Raw genomic sequence first — 22,488 nt, 5'->3', positions numbered from 1 at the left:
TCTATAGCTGAGACCAATTATCAGTCGCTTTACCCAAAAAGAGTGCAATAGATTGTCTATTGCACTCTTTTTGATTAAACCTTACTCAGCACAATCAATTACAAATGGCGAAGCTATATTTGTTATTCCCCGATTATAATATAACTTCCATTTGTACCAGAAAACTTGACTCCCGTATTTGAAATGTCCTTAGTATCCACAGATAAATCCCCAGAACATATTACCAATGGTCTGGTTTTAAAAGGTCGCGTAAATTCCAGTGTTTCTCCACCAACAGCCAATCCTGTAAGCCTTCGCTCTGAATTGAGATTTGAACGGGAATCATAGGTAAAAACACTTAAAACAGCTACATCCGCATCTTTTGCCTGTAACCGGACCTTATGCAGGCCAAAACCCAAATTCAATATGCCCTTGCGGTTTTCCAGGTAATTAACCTTTTTGTCGGTATCGATGAAACCTATATTACAAGATTGAGACTTCATAAGCTGGTCATCAACGAAGATGTCAAGCGTCCCTGCATCAGGATCATCTACCCAAGCTACTGAAAGATCAGTACAAACAACTTCAATTTCAATGTATTCCCCAGGCTTAAGCGTGATTTTCTCTGTGCCGTATGGCGCTCCCCATTCTGAATGAAACGGCTCTATTGTTTGGCCCGATAAGTTCCAGTTTGGATTTGATACAGGAAAAAAGCGTCTATTTGGGTTTACTTTGGAATCTACGTAAGTTAATTTGGCATTCTCTCCTGCTATTTCAAGAATATGCCTGTCCCCTAAACTGGTTCGCCCGTGTCGGAACATTGAATTGCGTAGGTTGTATGATGGACTTGACCTTCTTGATTCAAACTTTACCCCATCAACATAAGGTACTGGAGGCTCACTGTCGGTTTTGCCCCAGCTATTGATTGCATTGTCTTCAAATATGAATCTATTGGTCTTTATTCTTGAGCTAGTGGAATCAAACGTTACCATATTTCCTTCCCAACCGTAAGTATTCGTATGAAGCCTTTCAGGCAATTGAAGCTGAGCTTGTCCTGCGAAAATCGGATTCCAGCACTCAAAAGCTTTCTCCACTTGTTTGAACCAGAGATAATGAGCTGCTGCTTGTGGATGTCCATCCGATGGTACCAGGGAATACTTGTTTCCCAAGCCTGTAAGATCATCAGCTATTTTTGGATAATCCATATATGGGATCTGGTATCTTAGAGATAGCGCCTGAAGGTCTACTGTATTTGGCGTATATTTACCCTGATTCTGATAAGGGCTAAACAAGAATTCCGTATTGGGATAATTTTGTTGAATCCATCGTATTGCCCCCTCAAAAACAGCTACTTCATCTGGTGTATCCGTTTTCTCATTGGCACCACTGCCAAATATCACAAGATCAGGTCTTGCACCTTCGCTGCGGTTAAAAAGACCGGGATATAAATCTTCCCAGCTTTCCCCTTCCTTATGGCCATTTAAATTAGGATTGGGAGGTATTGACAATGAAAAATACTGCTGTAATCCTGAGTGTGATTCACCGATACTTGATCCATCAGCAGCCATAAAATTAAGGCATATTTTATCGGCACTAAGGTTGAATTTTCTCATTAGCTCAAGCTTTAGCCTTCCAGCATAACTGTAATAATGCCTCCACTCTCCATAATAGCCATCAAGATCCTCTCGACCAGCTTTTTCTGGATCAAAAAGACCTTCTGAAAGAGGCTGTTTGTAGGTAGCAGAGCTCGGGTCTTCGTCGTACATGTACATGGGTGGATTGGCACTTCCCCGGTCAATACTTGAGCCCATTACAATAACATGAATGGCTTCTCCTTTCCATAACTTTTGAATTGTTCTTGGAATGTGCCTGTAGTTTGGCGTCATCTCCCTTGAAGGATGGAGGCTATTTCTATAAGCCTCTTTAACGCTGAGCTTTGGAGCATAAATCCAGACCGTATCGGAGGAGCTTAAATTCTCAAATTCAACCTGAATTCCAAATGTATTGATGTCTTTTGAACCTGATATATTGCCAACGCTTGCTTTTCCAATGATCGTGGCATTCTCTACCAAGACCTTAATGGTTCCGGACTTCTCCATTGAGGCGCTATATTCTTTGGCCACAACCAGCTCACCCCTTGCATGTTTCGGGAAACTACGGCTGTCTCTCATTCCAAAGTCCTTAGGACTCCACTCACCATCTTCACTATCTGCTTTCATCACTTTAATCGCAGATTTAAGCTGATTTGCCTCTTTTTGATATCCATGGACGGATAAACTCAATTCATCCCCATAGGCCAGACCTGCCTCGGGAAGTGTGAAAAATTGCCATATCTTTTTACCAGGGCTTATCGCTACCAGATTATGGGTTGAAAAATCAGGTCTTATGGGTTTGGAGACATGTGATTCGCGCATAACTTCAATATCACCCCATGCCTCAGTGTTCCAGAAAGCTACATTATGAGATTGAAAATCTGAAGCCTTTCCTGTTCTGTGACTCATAAAAGAATGGAACTCAAAAGATGAATTCAAAAGTAGATTGGGTGCCTCTTCTGTACTTCCTGAAGACGAGGGTTTTCCATCTTTAATGGTCAAGGCGCTTAGACTAAGGCATAGCATCAGTATTGTAATCTTCAGTGTATTCTTCATTTGTAGCTTTTATAAGGTACTTTTTAAATCTCAGTTTAGGGCCCCTCTACTTCACCATTCTCGCCAGCAACAAATCACACAAAAGATTGCTGTCAAAGAATTTTCTTCAATATATTATTGTATTAAAAGCAATAAAAGTACAAATAAAAACCGATTTACAATAAATAAACCAAAATATACAAAAAAGACTATGGCAAAGAAACAGAAGCAGGTCTGGAAGATCAAAAAACACAAAGTACCTTCGGTAAAATCTAGGATTCTCATTCAAATTCTATTCTTTGCAACAAAAGCACCTTATCTTTATAGGGTAGCCAATTTATTATTAGTGTTTTGAAAAGAGTAAATAATCAGGAACTGTCTATGAATACTTCCTCAGATGATTCGTACCCAAAATCTATTGTATTTGGCTTTAACCCGAAATATGCAATAGCCCTTCTATTACGTGATGTAATCACTTTAAAATCAGTCACTTCGTTGCTATTTTCGACTTCACCATAGCGGTGCTATGACTCAGTCTCCAAATAGCCTGGTTTTATTGTGATTACACCACTCATAACGAATCCTATTACATAATCCGGGTTTAAAATTTTATTAACAATTTGGAAGATTCGCTATGCCTACCACTAATGTTTACAGCCATGCACTTCTCCAAAATCAACATTTGTAAAATGAGGAAAAATACTATTCAGAAAATACCAAAGAGAAGGACAATACTCATATTTTTAATTGGTCTTTCCCTTCTATTTATCAACATTTCAAAGGTGGCACAGGCTCAGGCCCATAAATCACCCGGTACCTTTACTGACATACTCTCCTCCTCAGAAAACCCCCGCAATAGTGAAGGTGATTTTATCACACTTAAAGATGGTAGAATCCTATTTGCCTATACCCGCTTTATGAATTCCACAAGTGACCATGCCCCTGCTCAGATTATGGGAAGGTACAGTGAAGATGGTGGCAAGACCTGGTCTGTTAAAGACAAACTGATCGTTGAAAGAGAAGGCGATCAGAATGTGATGTCTGTCTCTTTTTTAAGATTGCAGAATGGCGATATTGCATTGTTTTATGCACGAAAAAACTCACTTGAGGATTGCATACCTATGGTGCGTATTTCAAAGGATGAAACACAGACCTGGAGTGAGCCAACACCAATCATCACGAATCAAAATGGTTATTTTGTATTGAATAATGACAGGGTTATCCAACTAAAGAGTGGAAGGATCTTGGCTCCCGTTTCTCTGCACAAAACGCCAAATTCTGAATGGCGCAACAGAGGGGAAATCAGGTGTTTTTATTCCGATGATATGGGTAACTCCTGGAAAATGGGACAGGTATTGCCGGTTACCATAAATGCAATCAGCCAAGAACCCGGTGTTGTAGAAATGAATGACGGACGTATCATGATGAATATCCGAACAAATCAAGGCGCGCAATACAGTTCTTTTTCACTTGATGAAGGCATCACCTGGAGCCTTGCAAACAAGACCATTATACCATCCCCTATCTCTCCCGCATCTCTGAAAAGATTAAACGGAACTGGAGACCTAATTCTGGCCTGGAACAACAATGGTAAATCAGGACCTGGTTATTTCAAATCCAAAAGGACACCTCTCACGGTGGCTATTTCCAAGGACGAGGGTCAATCCTGGGTGAATATTCAGAACATTGAAGGAAGCAGTCATGCTTCATATGCCTATACTGCGATTCACGAAGTGGATGATCATATTCTCTTCGCTTATTATGTGAAGCATGATGACAAACCGGGCTATGACCTTCGCATCAGACGGATGTCTCTAAAAGAAATATACGATTTCGATAATCCAGACCCTGTTTTGATCGTCGCCAATAAACATTCCAATACTTTGTCGTATCTGGACCCAGTCAAAATGGAAGTTTTGGAAACCATCAACATAGGCAACAATCCCCATGAAATTACGATATCACCGAATCAGCGATTTGCTTACCTCAGTAGCTATGAAGCCCCTGGGGATAAAATTTTTGTAGTCGATTTGATGAAAAGGCAACAGGTAGACACAATCCACACCGGAGAGTATACACGTATACATGGAGCTGCTTTTTCACCTGAAGGGACACATGCCTACTTTACAGCTGGCCAAACTGGGCATGTGGTAGAAGTAGAAACTGCCACCAATACTGTATCCCGTGCCATTCCTACCGGAGGTGAGATTTCTCATATGGTATATCTTTCACCTGATGGAAAACACCTTTTGACGGCCAATATTTCTTCTGAAAATATCTCTGTTATAAACAGAGAATCTGGAGAATTAGAAACTTTAATTCCTGCTGGGAAAGGAGTGGAAGGAATGGCTTTCACCCCAGATGGTAAATATTTATGGGCTTTAAACCAAACAGGCGGAAGTATAACAGTCATAAATTGGCTTTCCAAAACAGTTGTAACCGAATTTGAATGCTCGGGAATGCCTGTTCGTATCAAGTTTTCTAAGGATGGTAGCCGGGCTTATGTAGCAGGCTGGGAAAAGAATGGAACATTGACGGTTATTGATGTAGCATCCAAGAAAGAAATTAAAAGAATACCAGTTGGCAGCTATGCCATAGGAGTTGAAATCTCCTCCGATGGCAAATATGCATTTGTAGGTTGTGAAGATGCTGGAAAAACAAGCATTGGCAAAGATGGTGAAGAAAATCTTGAAAAACTAAAAGCCAAGTCTGATGGTGTGCATGTGGTAGACCTCCACAAACTGGAGGTTGTAAAGGTAATTGAAACCGGTTTAGGGCCTGACCCCATGCAAATGTGGTGGCCTCCTAGTAAACTGGTGGAAGACTTAATACAAGGTGAGCGATTATAGCCCCATCTGGAATAAGGTAGTTAAACCCGAAATATGCAATAGACATTCTATTAAGTGCTGAAATCGCTTTAAAATCAGCCACTTCGTTGCTGTTTTCAATTTCACCATAGCGGTGCTATGCTAAAATCTCCAAACAGCCTGATTTTTTTTGCGATTGCAACACTTCCCGTAAACACGGGACAGGCTATTACGAATCCTATAATCCGGGTTTAACAAACTATTTTATTTAGGTTGGTATGAATAACTGACACCTTTGTTTGCATCAATACCTGTGGGAAGTTTAAAGATCAAACAACCCTTCCTAGCTTCTTGGCTTCAGCATCTTTTCTGGCCCCGTAAAGTATCCCTAAAAACATTCCCAAACTTGTCCCCATCGACAAACTCATACTTGACCCTAAAAGGGATTCAATAGAAGTTCCATAAAATATCCCTAATGCCGTTCCGAAAATCATACCGTAAACCATCCCTATTTCTGTATAATGTTTTTCCGTAGTGAAATAAAACTCCTCTTTAAGAAAAGCTTTAAATTCAGACAGTTTTTGTTTATAGTATTTTTTCAAGTTGTCCGTTGAAGCTTCTAGCTGTAGTGAATCAAGTTCTTTCTGGATTTTTGGTGATTGGCTTTCAGTTAAACCCTTGCTTTTTAAACTATTCAGAATTTGAATAAAGCCCTTGTAAATCTTTATTTCCCCTTTGTTGTGGGTTGTTTTCAATAATTCATTAAAAACTTCAATTGCCTCTGTAATGCTCATGTTCTTTGTATTTTTTGTTTGTATCCAAAATATTGGGTTGAGATACCTTATTTTATTCAGCTCTTAATTCTTCCATGTCTGAAATCAACTCGTCAAGCTTTCTAATTACTCTTCCATAAATAATATTTAAATCCCAATAGTAAATCTTACCTCCCAAAAGTGCTAAAACAGCAAGAATTAATATTAAGGCTAAAAGTCCGATCAAAGGTATTCCAAAAACCACATTAAGGTCAGGGTATTTCACCATAAGCTCACTCATTACCGTTTCGTTTAGTTGCTGTCCATTTTTGCTCGAAAACCAAAACCCCATTATAACAGATAGAAAAATTATGGGGTAATAAAACCTCGCCAATTTCATATTGACTGATATTTGATCATCCAACCAGCTTCTGAATGATTTAATGTATTCATAGCTATTAACATTTTCATCAATCCTCTCCAAACCTTTTGAAAGTCTTATATTCACTATAAACACCAAACTCGAAACCAGAAAAAGACCTATTCCCATAATGGGAATCCCTAATAAAAAGGAAGCTCCCAAAACCATTATGGATCCAATCGCAATGGCATTCAAATTAGTTTTAAACATCCTCTTATATTTATCGATAAAATGAATCGATTTTTGGTTGTATAGGTTGGTTACTTTTGGACCTACCAATGCCTCATTTTTCATAAATCCTTCTTTCCAAATTGCTTCAATTGACTTTTCCATCTAATCGTTTTTTTAACCGTTCTTTAATTCTTTTAATGCGCACCCCGATGTTATTTGGGTTAGTACCAATAATGTCTGCTATTTCCTGATAAGACTTTTCTTCCAGATAAAGTAAAATCACTCCCCTGTCAACTTCCGACAGTTGCCTAATGGCATCATACAAATGATTTAGTGCCTCATCTGAAAATGCATGGCTATCTTCAACCACCTCTTCAGGCAAGGCATCAGAAGCGAAATACTGAGAACTGTTTTTCTTTTTCTTCAACAAGGTCAAGCAAACATTCAAAGACAATCTGTAAACCCAGGTAGACCACTCAGACTGCCTGCGGAAATTGTCTCTGCTTTTCCAAATTTGTAAACATACTTCTTGATAGTAATCTTCAAAATCTTCTTGCGTATTGGTATATGCGCGGCATATCTTAATGATGATTGCTGCATAGGGTAAAATTGAAGATCTATAAAAGTCGCTGCTCACTGTTTTTTTCTTGGTTAGTGGCGAGAATTAAATATTATTACACCTAATTGAAAATATTTGTGAAAAAAAATTGGGTGCAGGTAAATTGGACCCCTCAAATGAAGAGAAAAATCATTGCCCCTGAATAAAACCGAAAGATTCAAAAATCTTTCGGTTATGAAATCACTTTTCGAAAAAAGATCGGAACAGGCCCTTAATAGTATGGCCATACATTATGAAATCTGAAATAAACTTAGTTCAGACCCATCGGCATTTCTCCAATGTTGTACCTAATGTCTGTAATATTAAGTTTTAACCAAGTCCAGTATCCCTGTGCCAATTTCCACTCCGCCTTCGATTCAACTGGGATTTTTATCCCATTTCGTTCTTCGGTTTTGGTAGCGGTAACTGTCCATTCAGTAGGCAAAACATCATCTGCATCCTTATACCGCATGGCCACAAATTTTTTAAAATCCCCATTTTCTTCAAAGTGAAATATGCCTGAACCTTCGGTCCCATTATATTCCATTGTGGCTTTCGCCGAATAGTCATCCATTGCCTCCCAACTTATATATGGGTTCAAGGCAAAAGATGGGAACCAAACCATTTCGGCCAAATACCGCTGTAAGGTGGCTTGATTTACCTTATCATTGTTTTTTGCATCTACAACAGAAAAGAAGGAAAGCAACTTAATCGTCATTTCTCCTTGACCATTTTCAAATTTATCTCTCCCAACCACAGCTAATAATGGATTCATTTTTAGCTTGACTGACCAAATAAAAGCTGGAGGTGCAATGGTGAAATATTGTCGGGCTTTTGCCTTGTTCCATTCTTTTTGCTCAGGTTTCATCAACATTTGCAAGTCTTGTTCCAAATAAACATTGTAAACCAATGGTTTTGCAATTGCCCCACTATTAAGTAACCATTTTTGAATTGTTGCAGGCAAGTCCACTATCATTTGCTCCGATAAAATGGTGTTTTCTAAGGTATTTGAATCCTCAAACATTTTCGCTGTTTCATCACCCACCATTTTCTTAAAGCTTCCCGATGAATAAAGAAGAAAAATTAAAACCAGTACGACCAAATTTATAATTGTCCCGAACTTGGCATCACTCCAATAGTTTAGAATTAATAACTGTGAAAGGATTACACCCACAATTCCAATTGCCCACCAATAATTGGACTGAATGGACAATAAAAATACAGTTACAGCAAATAATACAAAGGTCAACAACCATAATAATCCAAACGCTTTGGAGATGGGTTGGGTAATGGCATTAAATTCGGAAAGGTCAAAGGCCTTTAAAAATCCAAACAGATGGATAACACCATGTATCCCAATTACTATTATTAAAGCTATTCGCATAATTTTTCTATTTTAATGTAGAATAATGCCTGACAACTTAATTTCTTTAACTGCTCTAAAATAGTGAAAAAATAAACGACTAGCACCTCAGGCGCTTCAAATCTTGAGAGGCTCCTTTCAGCACTTATTCTTTATTGAATTTAGCCTTAAAAATGTTAGGGCATTCCTTTTCAGCTTTTCATTATTGATAGTATTTCATTTACTTTCAGGCTACATAAGCCAAACAAATACCTCTTATTGATTCACGAATACACACGAAGATTATCAACTCAAGAGAAAATTTCAATGTTTTCATAGTTCATTAAAGCCATGCTATGTACCTTAGTTTTCTCTGTTAATGGTTATATTATAGATTAAAACCATCCTTCAATTCCAAAAACAAATACCAACACTGATGGCACACTTTATATGCAATGGCTACTCTAAAATCTTTGGCTTTAGCAGAGGTAAAAATATAGGAATATCCCTCTTCCTTACACTTTTCACCTTATTACCCCTTCTCATTCAGGCGCAAGGCAAAAAAGAACTGAATGTTTTGTTTATGATCTCAGATGATCTTACAGCTACAGCATTGTCTAGTTATGAAAATGGCGCTAGCCATACCCCAAACATAGACAAATTGGCTTCTGAAGGGACGCGGTTTACAAAAGCCTACTGCCAATATCCTGTCTGTGGTCCATCCAGGGCATCCATGATGTTTGGCTATTACCCAAATGCGACAACCACCTATGGCTACGTTAGTGGACGAGAAAAGGTAGGCCCAAACCGCCAGTCATGGGCCCAATTGTTCAAAGACAATGGTTACTATACTGCTCGCGTTGGTAAGATATTCCATATGGGCTCTGTCGATATCCTGAAAGGAAGAAATGGAAAGGATGATCCTGTATCTTGGACAGAAAGATTTAACAGCCCAGCCCCTGAGGTTTTTGCTAAAGGAGAGCATGAATTGGTTCAAAACAATCCTTTTGGTTTGCTTACCTTACCTAAGGATAGCCTTTGGAATGGTGGCAATCAAATTCACATTGTCAAGACGGAAGAATATGAGATTCAGACAGATGCCGAAACAGCCAATAAGGTATCGAAACTCCTGAGAGCGCATAAAAACGAGCCGTTTTTTATCGCGGCCGGCTTTTTCCGCCCTCATGTACCTTTTGTAGCTCCTAAATCTTCCTTTGATAGCTATCCACATGAGCAAATTGTGATGCCTCCCAAGGTTGATGGCGACTGGGATGACATTCCTGAGCAAGGGATTAATTATGTGAACAGTGTAAATGGGGAAATGACAGTCGAACAAGAGAAAAAAGCTGTGGCTGCTTATTATGCTTCTACCTCCTTTTTGGATGACCAAGTCGGCAAAGTATTGCAAACCTTAAAAGAAGAAGGACTCGAAAAAAACACTATTGTTATCTTTACCTCTGACCACGGCTACTTTTTGGGAGAACATCGGTTTTGGATGAAAGTCGGATTGATGGAAGAATCCGTCAGGGTTCCGTTGATCATCAAAGTACCTGGACAAGCCCCAGCAGTGTGTTATTCTTTTGCAGAACTAATTGACCTCTATCCAACCATTTCGGAATTAGCAGGCTTACAAGTTCCAGAAGCTATCCAAGGCAAAAGTCTGGCCCCGCTGATCGATAATCCCAAGTTAGAAGTAAGGGACTTTGCTTTTTCCGTTTCTCAGCGGAATGGTAGAATGGGCTATCTAATTCGCTCATCTGAATGGGCTTATATTCAATATGGAGAGCAGGCTGAAGGAGGCATGGAATTGTACGACATGAATTATGATAAGGGACAATACAACAACCTGGCTTTGTATCCAAAATACACAGAGGTGGTCTCAGAAATGCAGGGCCTCTTAAAGGATAAATTAGCTGAAGTGCGTGCCAATGATTTGGGTATTGAGTATTAGCATATCCTCCACATCTATGCTAAAAAGGCCTTGATTCAATGCAAACCCTATCGGAAAGTGTTGAGCAAGAAAAGGCTGTGGCGGCCCATCTTTTTTTAGAACCACCATAGCCTCCCCACTCATGTCTGAATATGCGAATTTCAGCATGCAATAAATTTTCTATTGCATCTCGGATTAAATCATAAAAAAAGAATTTCTAGCTACATGTCTGCATCCCAAATGGTGGCAGCAATATGGTGAAGGTCTTCTTTGGTAGACCAATAATAGAGTGCTACCATTTTACCATCTTCACGCTTTAATAAAAGTGGGTATCCAAGATCAATGGTTTCCATATCCTCTGAGCCATATCCATCTCTCAGAATCTTCGGATTGCTCCAGGAGACACCTTCATTGTCACTGTACACTACCATCATGGTTCCAGGCTCTTTCCTATTCCCGAAAATCGCAACAAGTCTTCCATCATCAGTAATATTGAGTGCGGGAGGATTGCCATTCCCTGCCCCTGCATCTCCTACTTCTGATAGAAAGTTCCACGACTTACCGTCATCCTCGGAGACATAGGCATCAACCCAATTATGTCCTTCATACCTTCTGCGCATGGCACTGATCAACTTCCCGTTTTCTAGTATGACTGTCTGGGACATAACTGCGCGGCATTGGTCTGGATGAGGATTTAAGGCATCATCTTCTTCTAGTTTTACCTTTATTGAAAGGTCAACTTTCTTTTCATCAAAAGGAGGCACTATCCAGTTCAGGAAAGAAAAAGTTCTTCCGCCATCCATTGTACGCATGCTAAAAAGCCTGTCTGTTCCGAATTGGTCTTTTTCACGTACAGACATGAATACAAGACATTCATCTTTTCCTTTCACTAAATAATCTGTTCTTGGAGTTAACTCTGTCTGGGCAGGAAGAGTGGTATTTTTCAATTCAGGCCATTCCCGAATATCATCAGCACCAAGTCGATAAGGCCCACTCCATGACTTACCAGCATTATAGGAGTAGAAAAAGTGTCCTCTCTGATCTTCCGCACCATGATAGGAAGTCCCCACGATACGCATGGCAAATTGAGGATGAGAAAAATTTATGGGATTGTCTAAGGTTAAGAGTTCAGGTTCTTTGCCAAAGTCACCGACATAATTTTTCGGATCATAACCTTCCCAGGTTTTACCCATATCAGTACTCCGGGCCAGCCAACTTTCCTGATTTCCTCCTATGTTGTGGTTGTCTTTAATAAGTTCATAATCTCCACGAGTAAACCCTACGAGCATGTTCACTCCATCTGCAGACCATGCGCCATTATTTGCAGGCCAACCGAGGAATTTACCCTCTTCCTGATAAACCACAACATGCTCCGCATTTTGAACCTGCTGATAATTTGATGGATTTACACCATTTGTTTGGGCAATTAAGGTTTGAAAATGCAAGAGAAACAGCATTACAAATAATGCTGATCCGGTGCCCTTTAGCATTTGAAAATTTATCTTCATCGGTTGGTTATTGTTTTTAATGGATTAGTTGTCCTTTTTTACTTTCACTGGAGGATACCCCCCTAAATCTCAAGTGTTCTTTGGCTTTCCAATAACGAATTAAAAATTCCCGATTAGGAAAGCTAAAAACATTTATTAATACCTCGTTTCCACCGGATGTGACTATCCTTATTTTTTCATCCGGAGCTAAACAAACATAAGTGGTGTAAATGAAACAAACCGTTAAAATAGAAAAAACTTTTAACTCAAAATTTCATCCGATTCTTTTGTCAAGGCTAATTACTATATTTATTAATTCGAGTAAGATTTCAATACTTAGTAAAGCTTATATTTGATCGCCCATATTGGGATAAACGTTAACCCTGAATTCAAGAGAGACCTTGTAATTCTTGGTAAAAACGACTTAAAACGAGCCAATGGCAGTACTAAATCCACAGCAGGTGCTCCGAGGCGACTTCAAAAGCTGCCAGTTTTTACTGGATTGTAGCACTTAACAGAAAGATTTTACCCTGTTATAGGCCCAGTAAGAAGACAATGCTTTTAATAGAAATATTTTAAAATGAGTGAAACCCTTTCCATTCAAGAAGCCCAAAAACTGGTATTGATATCACACAATCTTCCGCCTTCTCATAAAAAAGGAAACGCTATAGACCACACCCTATCAAGCATAGAAAATCTTGGCTATGTTCAAATCGATACCATCTCTACTGTTCAACGTGCACACCATCACACCTTATGGAGCAGAAATCCGCGGTACCAAAACGCGCACCTTGATGAATTGGTAGCGAAGAAAAAAGTCTTTGAATATTGGTCTCACGCTGCCGCTTACCTACCAATGAAAGACTATAAATATAGCCTTTATCGAAAAAATGCCATTTTAAGGGGTGAGCAAAAACATTGGTTTTCTAAGGATATTGGTCTTATGAAATCGGTATTGAATCGCATCAAAGAAGAAGGGCCATTAATGGCCAAAGACTTTATGCACCAAGGGAAATTAAAAGAATGGGGAAGTAAACCTGCCAAGCAAGCGCTTGAAAATTTGTTTATGCAAGGTGAATTGATGATTTCTTCTCGAAAAAACTTTCATAAGGTATATGACCTAACCGAACGTGTACTACCGAATGACATAGACTGTAGGGAACCTTCACAAATGGAATACATTAGGTATTTGATTAAAAACTATCTCAAAGCTAACGGAATTGGGCAGGCTGCTGAAATCTCTTATTTGCTTAAAAACACAAAAGCCCTAGTCACCGCAGCATTGCAGGAAATGCATTCCAGTGGGGAGTTGGTACAAACAAACGTTAATGGAAATATTTACTATGCACTTCCGGATGTCTTATCCTTATTGAACAATTCCCTGAACCGAAACCAACTAAAAATCCTCTCCCCTTTTGACAACTTGCTCATTCAACGCAAGCGCATGCTAAACTTATTTGATTTTGACTATCAGATTGAATGTTATATCCCGGAATCAAAACGTAAATACGGCTACTTTTCTTTGCCCATATTGTGGAATGCAAATTTAGTGGCCCGAATGGATTGCAAGGCGGATAGAAAGACTTCCATTTTACATATCAATCATTTGGCATTGGAGGAAAGGCTGCAAGACAAAGATGGTTTTACGCATGCTTTTTGTAAAGAACTTGAAGCTTTCAAGCAATTTAACAACTGTACAGAAATTAAATTGCACAAAACGACCCCACCTGACTTTAAAGCTACTTTGCAAAACCTTTTATAGTCTGCTCTTAATGCTTTCAATAATGTGGCAGACCTCTACTGCTGAGGCTCAGCATTTTCTCAACGCATAAGAGATCTCCACGCCTTCCAATGAGGATTCTGTTATGCAATTGAGGCGAACGGATGTTTACCGAAGCCCAATAAATTTTCAACCTTTTGTCATAAAAAGCAAAATTGAATAGGCCATCTCCTTAGCTATAAAGTAATAAAACAAGACATTGTGATTAGGCTAAATTAGACATCCGAAAGCTGGGACATTCCCTATATTTAAAACAATTGCTTATTGAAAGTCTATTAAACCCGAAATATGCAATAGACATTCTATTACTTAATCCGGGTTAAATCATTTAAACACCCCCTTTTAAAGAATCATTATTTACTAATTTTAACACCTATTAATCCTCCTTACAATTGCTTATGAAATCGCTTTTTATCTTTTTGGTTACCCTCCTCTCAGCAACAATGGCACAATCTCAACAACTGCCCAATTTGCAGTTTAACAATGACAAGGAATTTAAGGTTGTCCAGTTTACAGACACCCATGTCAACGTAGAAGCAGGTAAGAATATGGAGGTATTTACGACAATTAAAAAAATACTTGATATAGAAAAGCCTGATTTGGTCGTTTTGACAGGAGATGTAGCTACCGACGGCAACCCCCAAAAGACCTATCAAGCCTTTGAAAAAGTATTTGAGGAGGCCAAAATGCCATGGATAGTAACCCTTGGAAATCATGATTCTCAAGCCGATCTCTCCAGAAAAGAGGTCTCCGACTTCCTACAGGGGTTAAGTTACTGTTTGAATAACGATAAGGGAGAAACTTATGGAAACTCCAATTTTGTGTTTCCCGTCAAGAGTAAAGAAAATAAAGCCGAAGCACTTATTTACATCATGGACTCCAATGCTTATAGCACTTTAAAACCTGAAGTAGACGGATGGGGCTGGTTCGATCATTCTCAAGTCAATTGGTACAAAGAAAAGAGTCAGCAATACACCAAGGCAAACAATGACGAACCTTTACCTGCCATTGCTTTTTTCCATATTCCATTGCCGGAATATTACCAGGCATGGAGCAATAAAGAAGTGAAAGCCATAGGTAAAAGAAAAGAAGATGAATGCGGACCGGAAATCAATACCGGCATGTTTGCCGCCATGTTAGAATCTAAAGACATCATGGGAACCTTTGTCGGTCACGATCACAACAACGATTATATAGGCGTACATCACAATGTGGCCTTGGCCTATGGAAGGGTTACCAAAACAAAAACCTATAGAAAAGCGCCCGTTGAAGGCGCAAGAATCATCGTTTTAACGGAAGGAGAAAGAAAATTTGATTCCTGGATCCGTGAAGTAAACGGAAGAAAAGTATATCCCTGTACCTGGCCGGATTCATTTGTGAATTAATCCAATTAGCAATAGGCCAAACCTTTTCGGTAACCTATTAAATAAATACTAAGACACGGAAACAATCACGAAATTGGCTAAATAAGACCAGGTATTATAAAATGCCCCTAGGCCTAATATTAGTTCTTAGCAATTAATATTAGGCATTTATGCCCCCAATTTTAGATCAAAATTGATTAAATAATTATTTTTTAATCTCTTTCAACAACAAATGTCTTGGTCAACTTATCATATAGGTTTTGGTTTTTATTGTCCCAAAGCAACCATATTATTGGAATTAAAAGAATGCTTGAAGCGTATTTTAAAAACTCACGAATGGCTCCCTCAGAAGCTTTCTTATAATCCGCTCCAGATTCAGCGCATATGACTTTTAAATTGAATATCTTATGACCTAAATTCCCTGAAAAAACCGGATACAATACGCCTCCAATCAAAAGTGAAAAAAAGGCCAGGTGTTCAACTTTTACAAATGCACCTACATTTGGGTCCATATTTTTGGTAAGCATTTTATATAGCACATTAGGCCCTATTAAAATTACGAAAAAAATGAAAAATTCTGTCAAATTGGCTAGAAGTCTGATTCCTTTCGGAGCTAATTTGTACCCGTAAACCAAATCTGATTTTATCCTATTTTCATTGTGATGTTTCTCACTATTCAGTACCTCTTCTATGTTTAACTCAAGGGCTTCACAAATTAAACTTAAAGTTTTACCCCGAGGGTCACTTTCTTTGTTTTCAATTCGCTGAATTGTTCTTAAATTCACTTTAGACATTTCAGCTAATTCCTCTTGAGTTAATCCTTTAGCTTTCCTTGTTTCACAAATTATTTCACCAATCACACCCATTTTTGTATCGTTAATTTTCTTTAAAGTTATTGAAGAAAATATATTTTGATAGCGGTTACCTTACGGCATTCTTACGACATTTCTAAAAATTCTGGTTTATCTTTTCAATTTTAATTGGCCTTAGATAAGTTTAATAGATTGCTCAATGCAATAAAAACACTTCCTAACACCATTTCATAGGTTTTTTGGCTGGTTTTAGGGCTATGGCCTGATCAATTAAAGAAACCCTTTTCTTATAGCGAAAAAGGGAAAAATAGAATTATGGTTCAGGAATATAAATATCAAAAGTAGCTCCTTTATTTAATTTGCCAGTTGCCAATATTACCCCTTCATGATTTTCTATTATTCTCTTTACAATAGCCAACCCAATACCCGTTCCGGTATAGGCTTCCTTATTGTGTAGCCGTTGAAAAACTTCAAATATTTTCTTACTGTATTGCTGGTCAAAACCAATACCATTATCGCAATACTGTATATGGTTATAATTTTGATCAACATTTAAGGCTTCAATTCCTGTTTCCTTTCCTTTTATTGATTCGCAACTAATTTTTATATGGACAGGCTGATCCTTTTTGGCAAATTTGATGGAATTACTAATTAAGTTAAGGACTACCTGTCTGAACTGAACGAGTACCACTTTGACCTTGCCAAGATTATTTAACTCAAAGGTAACATCGCTTTGTTCCAATTCTTCGGTTAACGTTTCCTTAGTGTCTTCAATAATCTCAAGAAGGTCCACAATCTCATAATTTATTTCTTGATCGTTGGTTCTGGAATAAGCAATAAGATCTTGAATTAAATTTTGCATTCGGTTAGCCGACTTATGCATCCTGGTGAAATACTTTTTACCATTTTCGGATAAAACATCGTATTCTGTTTCAATAATACGGGAAGCAAAAATCTGAATCTTTCGTAAGGGTTCTTGCAAATCATGGCTGGAGATGTATACAAACGATTGCAACTCTTTATTGATTTTCTCTAGGGCCATGTTCTTTTGTTGTAGCTCATTTGTTCCCAACTGAACCAATTTTTCCAGTTCGGTAGTAAACATTTTTTGCTCTTGAACATCTGTACTGGTACCTACCCACATTTTTATGGTCCCATCTGCATCTTTTTGTGGAATTGCTCTGCTCAGCTGCCAGCGATATTCTCCATTGTGTTTGCGAAATCGATGCTCCAACAAAAAGTCTTTCCCCGAACGAACGGCTTCCATCCATTGCTTAATATTCTCCTCCTTATCATCCGGATGAACTATCTGTTGCCAACCGTCTCTTTTAATTTGTTCTAAGGTTAAGCCCGAAAAATCAAAAACGGACTGATTGAAATAATTCAGGTTTCCCTCAGGATCTGAGGTCCAAACAAATTGCGGCATCGAGTCTGCCAATAAGCGAAACTTCTCTTCCCTTTCTAATAATTGCTGGTGAAAAGTCCTCTCTTCCGTAATATCCCTCACGGTTCCAAGCATGCGTTCAGGCTTATTGTTTTCATCGTAATAAACCTTGCCTTTTACATCCTTCCAATGCAGAGATTGGTCCTCCCATACAATCCTTATCTGATAATGCAACGAGCCCTCTACATAAGCCTTTTCAAATGCCTCCGCTCTAAGTTTTACATCATCAGGATGCACATGGGCAATAAGCTCCTCTTGGGTTAGACTCTTCTTATTCGCAAAACCTAAAATATTATAGCAACGCTCAGAGGCAACCATTTCTTGTGTCTTAAGATCTAAATCCCAAATCCCGAGCTCACTTGCCTCGATGATAAGTTTGAGCTTATCCTCATTCTCCTCAATTATATGTTTTGCCTTGACAGTAGCCGTTACCTCGGTGGCTACCACCATAATACCCGTTATTGTGTTATTTTCTTTTAAAGGATGGTAAACAAAATTAAAGAAGCTCTTCTCCGTTTTGCCATGACGGTTTAAATCCACAGGAAACTCATAACCATAAAAAGCATTACCTGTTTTATAAATACCCTCAATAATTGGGGCTATTTTTGTTCTAACTTCTGGCAAGGTTTCAAAAAGAGGCTTCCCTACAAATTGATCTTCAGTCTTGTCTATTATCTGTAAATAGCTTTCATTGGCTACCTCAATAACGTTTTCTGAACCTCGGAAGATAACTATACCCAGCGGTGCCTGTTTCACTGAATCCCGGAATCTTTTTTCACTTTCCTCTACTTTTTGAAAGGCTTCTATAACATCCTGCTCAGCTTTTTTCCTTTCAGAAATGTCACGTGCTACGGCAAATAACAAGTTTTTTTGGTCCACCTGAACCCCTCCCATATTAATCTCTACAGGATAAATGTGCCCTTGTTTATTTTTATGCATTGTTTCAAAAGGAGGAATTTTTTCCCTTTGCGCACGCTGAAAAGCTTCTCTGTATTTTTTATCATCGAAAACAGTATCTACATCTGGCACTTTCAACAAGCTCATCTCCTGCTCAGTGTAGCCCCATTTTTCAAGAGCCGAATTATTGAGATAGGTAAAACTTCCATCTTCCTCCATAAGAATAAAGGGATCAGCCGCCGTATCTGCCATAAACTTAAACAGCTTAATTTCTGACAGGGCTTCTTCTACCTTCTGCTTTGCTTCATGCAACTCTGTTACCTCAGCTGCTGTATTCATTACTGCGTCCACTTTTCCAGAAGCATCCAAAAGCGGGGTGAAGCTATAGTTGTAATAATAAGGTTTTAATTCCCCATTTTTTACTATGTCTACTTTTTGATTTTTAGCATGAAATGGAACCCCAGTACGCAAGACCTTACGTATCTGTTCAAAAATATGCTGGTTTCCAAATTCTGGTAATATATCCGAATACCGTTTCCCTACAACATCATTCCCTTTTCCCCAGGCGTCCATTATGGATTGATTAGCTAGAGAAATACGCATTTCTTCTCCTACAAAAACACCTATGGGAAAAGGTGCACTTTCTACTAAAGCACGAATGTTTTGTTCGCTTTCTTTTATTTTGTTGTTCAGTATGGCTTGAGAAGTAACCTCTGTAGCGATGATACCAAGTCCATTTATATTCCCTTCCAAATCCCGCTGGGGATACACATTGAAATTGTAGTATTTCATGGTCATTTTACCATGTTGCAGGATTCGTACTGGCGTTTCAATGGCTGTAAAAGGAATTCCTGTTTCAAATACTTTTTCAAAGACCTCAACGTACCCTTGCTCCACCATTTCTGGCAAAAGTTCAAAATAAGGTTTCCCTAAAACATCTTTTCCTTTTCCCCAGTATTCGATGATGATATCATTGGCTATGGTTATCACTAAATCTTTTCCAGATAAAATAGCGATAGAAGATGGGGAAGAGTTTATAAGGTTATGATAACGCTTTTCGCTTTCTTCTACGGTTTTTCTTGCTTCTACCTGAGGGGTCACATCATAACCTATTGCCATGATGCCATTGATTTCCTCATTTGTATCATACAATGCCTCGTATGAAAAATGGATGTACACAGTTTCTAATACACCATTTCTTAAAAGTTGAACAGGCCTTTCCGGCGTGGCAAAACGATTGCCCGTACTGAAGACACCATCCAGTAATTCTTTTATACCCTGAGAAGCAATTTCCGGCATAGCCTCAAATAGCGGAATGTTAAGCACTTCTTCCTCTTTTCTACCCCAAAGTTCCAAGGCATATTTATTGGCAATTTCTACTGTGTAATTGGCACCCCTAAATATTGATATGGCAACGGGAGCCTGAAGAATCATAAGCCGAAGATTTCTTTCGTTTTCTTCTATTTTTTTTCTAGCCAATACCCGTTCGGTAACGTCTTCCAAAGTACCGTTTAATCTGTAAGCAAATTTCTCTTCATTAAACCTGGCTTTACCTTTGGCATGGACGATGGTTTCTTCTTTGGTCACTGCATTTACAATTGTATATTCGATATCGTAAATGCCACCAGAAGAATATTTCAAGACTTTATTAATGGCTTGGGATACACGTTCTCTATCCGTTTCCGCAATAGCAGCCATGGCTTGATTAAATGTAATCTTTTCTTCGGGAGGATAACCAAACCACTCTTTCAATCTGGCATTACCAGAAAAGGTATTAGTCAATGGATTATAGTCATAGGTTCCTAACTGAGCCGCCTCGATTACGAATTCCAAATCATTTTTATTTTCTATAAGGTCGTTTTCAGCTATTTTTTTTGAAGTGGTTTCTACTACTGTAACCAGGACTCCTCCTACTTCCCCAGTCGCTAATCTTATTGGACTATATGAAAAATCGAAATAACAATTTTCTAGATATCCATTTCTGTCCAAAGGCAACATTAAATCCGAAAACCGAACCGCGTCTCCCTCCATCACCTCATCAAACAGAGGCCCGATGATGTGCCAAATTTCAGAAAAGGTTTCCTTTGTACTATTACCCAATGCCTGAGGATGTTTGGTAGCACCTAATATCGGACGATAGCCATCGTTGTAGATTTGAATATATTCTTTTCCCCAAGAAATGTACATACCAAAGGGATTTTCAAGCAAGACACCTACCATCGTTTTTAATGGTTGAGGCCAAGTACTTGGGTCACCTAGAGCTGTGTTTTTCCAATCTTTTGCTCTGATGAGCTTCCCCATTTCGCCTCCACCTCGTAAAAAAATATTGTCTCGCCTTTCTGTACCCATTTAATCCATCATGGTTTAATTATAAAACTTTCTCTTGAACGCTGAGGTGTAGTTGTGATAGCTAGGAAAATCATTAAACCTTTGACATGCTACTCCTACTCTATTCCCTAATACTTGAATGTTAAAACAATCTCAATGCTCCCAAGCTTAATCATTATGTCCTTTCAACTCTAAATAGAAGCTCCGCTTCACAAAGTTTACTCAAATTAACATCATTAAAATTAACAATAAAAAGTAAACTACAACCCCAATCCTACAATTTTTCAAACAGCCTATAAATAAACACAAAAAGGAGATGACTATCCCCTTTTTGTGTTTATCATAATACCTGACTTCATTTCTACTAAAAACCGATATAATTCTTGACTATGAAATTCTAGGACCTTTTCAAGGCATTTGTTTTTTAGATTAAAAGTAATTTTTCTTGTAACACCTAATTATTTACACGAAAATTCATATAGTATTTATTTTCGCTTACTATTACCCTTTTATAATAAGCTTCATAATGCTCATTCGTCATCAGATTTACCTGGTAAAAATGTTTGCCATAATTTTTAGCATTTTTTTCAAGTTTGCTTACATGTAGTTGCCCAAAATCAGTAGGGCTATAATTATTCAACTCTTCATTACTAATTCGCTTCCCGTCTATCCAAACGCCATACATTTTAGCATCCTTCCAGGACTCAATTTGCTGTTCAGTAGGTGTCGTTTTTTGCATCGGTGGAGGCAAGGTCCTAAACATTATCATTTGTTGCCCTTGCTGCTCTTTACTCATTAATAAATACAAGGATAATAATCTTTCTTCGTCATCCTTAGAGATTTTGTATTCCACAGGACGTCCTTTGTCATTTTTCGCTTTGTTCACAATTTCACTGTACTCAGCAAGTTGGGCAGGGGTCGCCCCGTCGGTCGTAGCAGGAACGACAATTTGTTTGGGCTGAACAGCCTCGGTTTTATCTTGTGCAATTGTTATAGTGCTGAAAAAAAACACAGCCATACCCAAAAGGGGAACAACGGCCAATTGCTTGCAGAAAGTGTTTCGGAATGATTTGGTTTTGGTCATCATAAGTAATCGTTTTTTGGTTATAGAATGGTTAAACTGACTTGTTATAAATGAGCTGTTTTGCTTGCTTACTTTATAAAGCAGCAAAATTTGATAGGCTTTTACATCTGTATATTCCTTGATTACTGCCTCATCAGCTAAGAACTCATGGTTCAGCATTATGGTTTTCCGGTAAAGAAAAATAAATGGGTTAAACCAAAATAGAATTTGGACGATTTCTATGAATAAGATATCCCGAGAATGTTTTTGTTCTACATGTGCCAGTTCATGAAAGAGAATTTCTTGTTCAATATTTCCACTCAAGTAATCATCCGCATTGAGGAATATATAGCCTAAAAAACTATGTGGTCTTTCGCTTTGGTCTAAAAGGATAAGCTTGCAGTTTCTAAATGAAAGGATATCATTTGCCCATGCTTTATTTATTATCGTTTTAAGGTTTATAGAAAACCTAAAAAACAATAAGGTTGTAATGGTCACATAAATGGTCAAGAGAATAAGCAGTAGGTAATTGTTCTCATTAGACACCAATGCTATTAAGTTAAGGAAAAAATGGCCTCTTGAGACAAAATAAGCCGATTTTCCTTATGAAAACCGGCCTACTTTAGTTAAATTATGTTGTCTTAAACATATAGCTATGAAGGTACAAAATACCAACCAAAACACGA

13 protein-coding genes are annotated in these 22,488 nt (G+C 38.3%); 4 read left to right on the top strand and 9 right to left on the bottom strand.

All coding sequences use genetic code 11. The annotated features are described in order from the left end of the window. Positions 1-122: 122 nt before the first annotated feature. Complete coding sequence (locus AC13EX_RS23850) at positions 123-2,627, bottom strand: SGNH/GDSL hydrolase family protein (RefSeq protein ID WP_482894584.1); 2,505 nt, start codon at positions 2,625-2,627, stop codon at positions 123-125. Between the two features lie 668 nt (positions 2,628-3,295). Here AC13EX_RS23850 and AC13EX_RS23845 point away from each other — a divergent pair. Continuing rightward, on the top strand, positions 3,296-5,455 hold the full coding sequence (locus AC13EX_RS23845) for an exo-alpha-sialidase (RefSeq protein ID WP_482894583.1): 2,160 nt from the start codon (positions 3,296-3,298) through the stop codon (positions 5,453-5,455). 287 nt (positions 5,456-5,742) lie between these two features. Here the strand turns inward: AC13EX_RS23845 and AC13EX_RS23840 are convergent, their stop codons facing one another. The 4 genes from AC13EX_RS23840 to AC13EX_RS23825 form a co-directional block, all read right to left on the bottom strand. After that, the gene (locus AC13EX_RS23840; protein WP_482894582.1) at positions 5,743-6,207 is read right to left on the bottom strand and encodes a hypothetical protein; all 465 of its coding nucleotides are present in this window, start codon (positions 6,205-6,207) and stop codon (positions 5,743-5,745) included. A gap of 52 nt (positions 6,208-6,259) precedes the next feature. Beyond that, positions 6,260-6,919 (bottom strand): hypothetical protein, encoded by a 660-nt coding sequence (locus AC13EX_RS23835; RefSeq protein WP_482894581.1) that lies wholly within the window; start codon positions 6,917-6,919, stop codon positions 6,260-6,262. Next, entirely contained in the window at positions 6,903-7,394 is a 492-nt protein-coding gene (locus AC13EX_RS23830; protein WP_048640661.1) for an RNA polymerase sigma factor, read from the bottom strand. Before AC13EX_RS23830 ends, AC13EX_RS23835 begins: the two co-directional genes overlap by 17 nt. A 232-nt stretch (positions 7,395-7,626) precedes the next feature. Further along, positions 7,627-8,739 (bottom strand): DUF6920 family protein, encoded by a 1,113-nt coding sequence (locus tag AC13EX_RS23825; RefSeq protein WP_482894580.1) that lies wholly within the window; start codon positions 8,737-8,739, stop codon positions 7,627-7,629. Positions 8,740-9,133: 394 nt separating this feature from the next. Between AC13EX_RS23825 and AC13EX_RS23820 the strand changes: the two genes are divergently transcribed. Beyond that, entirely contained in the window at positions 9,134-10,648 is a 1,515-nt protein-coding gene (locus AC13EX_RS23820; RefSeq protein WP_482894579.1) for a sulfatase, read from the top strand. A gap of 200 nt (positions 10,649-10,848) precedes the next feature. On the opposite strand, the gene AC13EX_RS23815 is transcribed toward AC13EX_RS23820, so the two are convergent. Next, the gene (locus tag AC13EX_RS23815; RefSeq protein ID WP_339712223.1) at positions 10,849-12,135 is read right to left on the bottom strand and encodes a sialidase family protein; all 1,287 of its coding nucleotides are present in this window, start codon (positions 12,133-12,135) and stop codon (positions 10,849-10,851) included. Between the two features lie 559 nt (positions 12,136-12,694). Between AC13EX_RS23815 and AC13EX_RS23810 the strand changes: the two genes are divergently transcribed. Next, positions 12,695-13,876: a winged helix-turn-helix domain-containing protein gene (locus AC13EX_RS23810; protein ID WP_482894578.1), complete on the top strand. Its 1,182-nt coding sequence runs from the start codon at positions 12,695-12,697 to the stop codon at positions 13,874-13,876. Between the two features lie 416 nt (positions 13,877-14,292). Continuing rightward, positions 14,293-15,279, top strand: coding sequence for a metallophosphoesterase family protein (locus AC13EX_RS23805; protein WP_482894577.1), 987 nt, complete (start codon positions 14,293-14,295; stop codon positions 15,277-15,279). Positions 15,280-15,470: 191 nt separating this feature from the next. Here the strand turns inward: AC13EX_RS23805 and AC13EX_RS23800 are convergent, their stop codons facing one another. From AC13EX_RS23800 to AC13EX_RS23790, 3 genes are all read right to left on the bottom strand, one after another. Continuing rightward, complete coding sequence (locus tag AC13EX_RS23800) at positions 15,471-16,124, bottom strand: helix-turn-helix domain-containing protein (protein WP_482894576.1); 654 nt, start codon at positions 16,122-16,124, stop codon at positions 15,471-15,473. A 259-nt stretch (positions 16,125-16,383) separates the two neighbouring features. Next, a complete protein-coding gene (locus tag AC13EX_RS23795; protein WP_482894575.1) occupies positions 16,384-20,760 on the bottom strand; it encodes a PAS domain S-box protein in 4,377 nt (1,458 codons plus the stop codon). A gap of 433 nt (positions 20,761-21,193) precedes the next feature. Next, positions 21,194-22,348 (bottom strand): M56 family metallopeptidase, encoded by a 1,155-nt coding sequence (locus AC13EX_RS23790; RefSeq protein ID WP_482894574.1) that lies wholly within the window; start codon positions 22,346-22,348, stop codon positions 21,194-21,196. Between the last annotated feature and the right edge of the window lie 140 nt (positions 22,349-22,488).

This window comes from Cyclobacterium sp. L-R (genome assembly GCF_056859355.1).
The sequence above is the reverse complement of the archived record's forward strand: the minus strand, read 5'-3'. Positions and strand labels throughout refer to the sequence as shown.

Excerpts from the sequence above, each read along its gene's own strand:
- AC13EX_RS23850 (WP_482894584.1), bottom strand. The coding sequence starts at position 2,627 with ATGAAGAATACACTGAAGATTACAATACTGATGCTATGCCTTAGTCTA.
- AC13EX_RS23845 (WP_482894583.1), top strand. The coding sequence starts at position 3,296 with ATGAGGAAAAATACTATTCAGAAAATACCAAAGAGAAGGACAATACTC.
- AC13EX_RS23840 (WP_482894582.1), bottom strand. The coding sequence starts at position 6,207 with ATGAGCATTACAGAGGCAATTGAAGTTTTTAATGAATTATTGAAAACA.
- AC13EX_RS23835 (WP_482894581.1), bottom strand. The coding sequence starts at position 6,919 with ATGGAAAAGTCAATTGAAGCAATTTGGAAAGAAGGATTTATGAAAAAT.
- AC13EX_RS23825 (WP_482894580.1), bottom strand. The coding sequence starts at position 8,739 with ATGCGAATAGCTTTAATAATAGTAATTGGGATACATGGTGTTATCCAT.
- AC13EX_RS23820 (WP_482894579.1), top strand. The coding sequence starts at position 9,134 with ATGGCACACTTTATATGCAATGGCTACTCTAAAATCTTTGGCTTTAGC.
- AC13EX_RS23815 (WP_339712223.1), bottom strand. The coding sequence starts at position 12,135 with ATGAAGATAAATTTTCAAATGCTAAAGGGCACCGGATCAGCATTATTT.
- AC13EX_RS23810 (WP_482894578.1), top strand. The coding sequence starts at position 12,695 with ATGAGTGAAACCCTTTCCATTCAAGAAGCCCAAAAACTGGTATTGATA.
- AC13EX_RS23805 (WP_482894577.1), top strand. The coding sequence starts at position 14,293 with ATGAAATCGCTTTTTATCTTTTTGGTTACCCTCCTCTCAGCAACAATG.
- AC13EX_RS23800 (WP_482894576.1), bottom strand. The coding sequence starts at position 16,124 with ATGGGTGTGATTGGTGAAATAATTTGTGAAACAAGGAAAGCTAAAGGA.
- AC13EX_RS23795 (WP_482894575.1), bottom strand. The coding sequence starts at position 20,760 with ATGGGTACAGAAAGGCGAGACAATATTTTTTTACGAGGTGGAGGCGAA.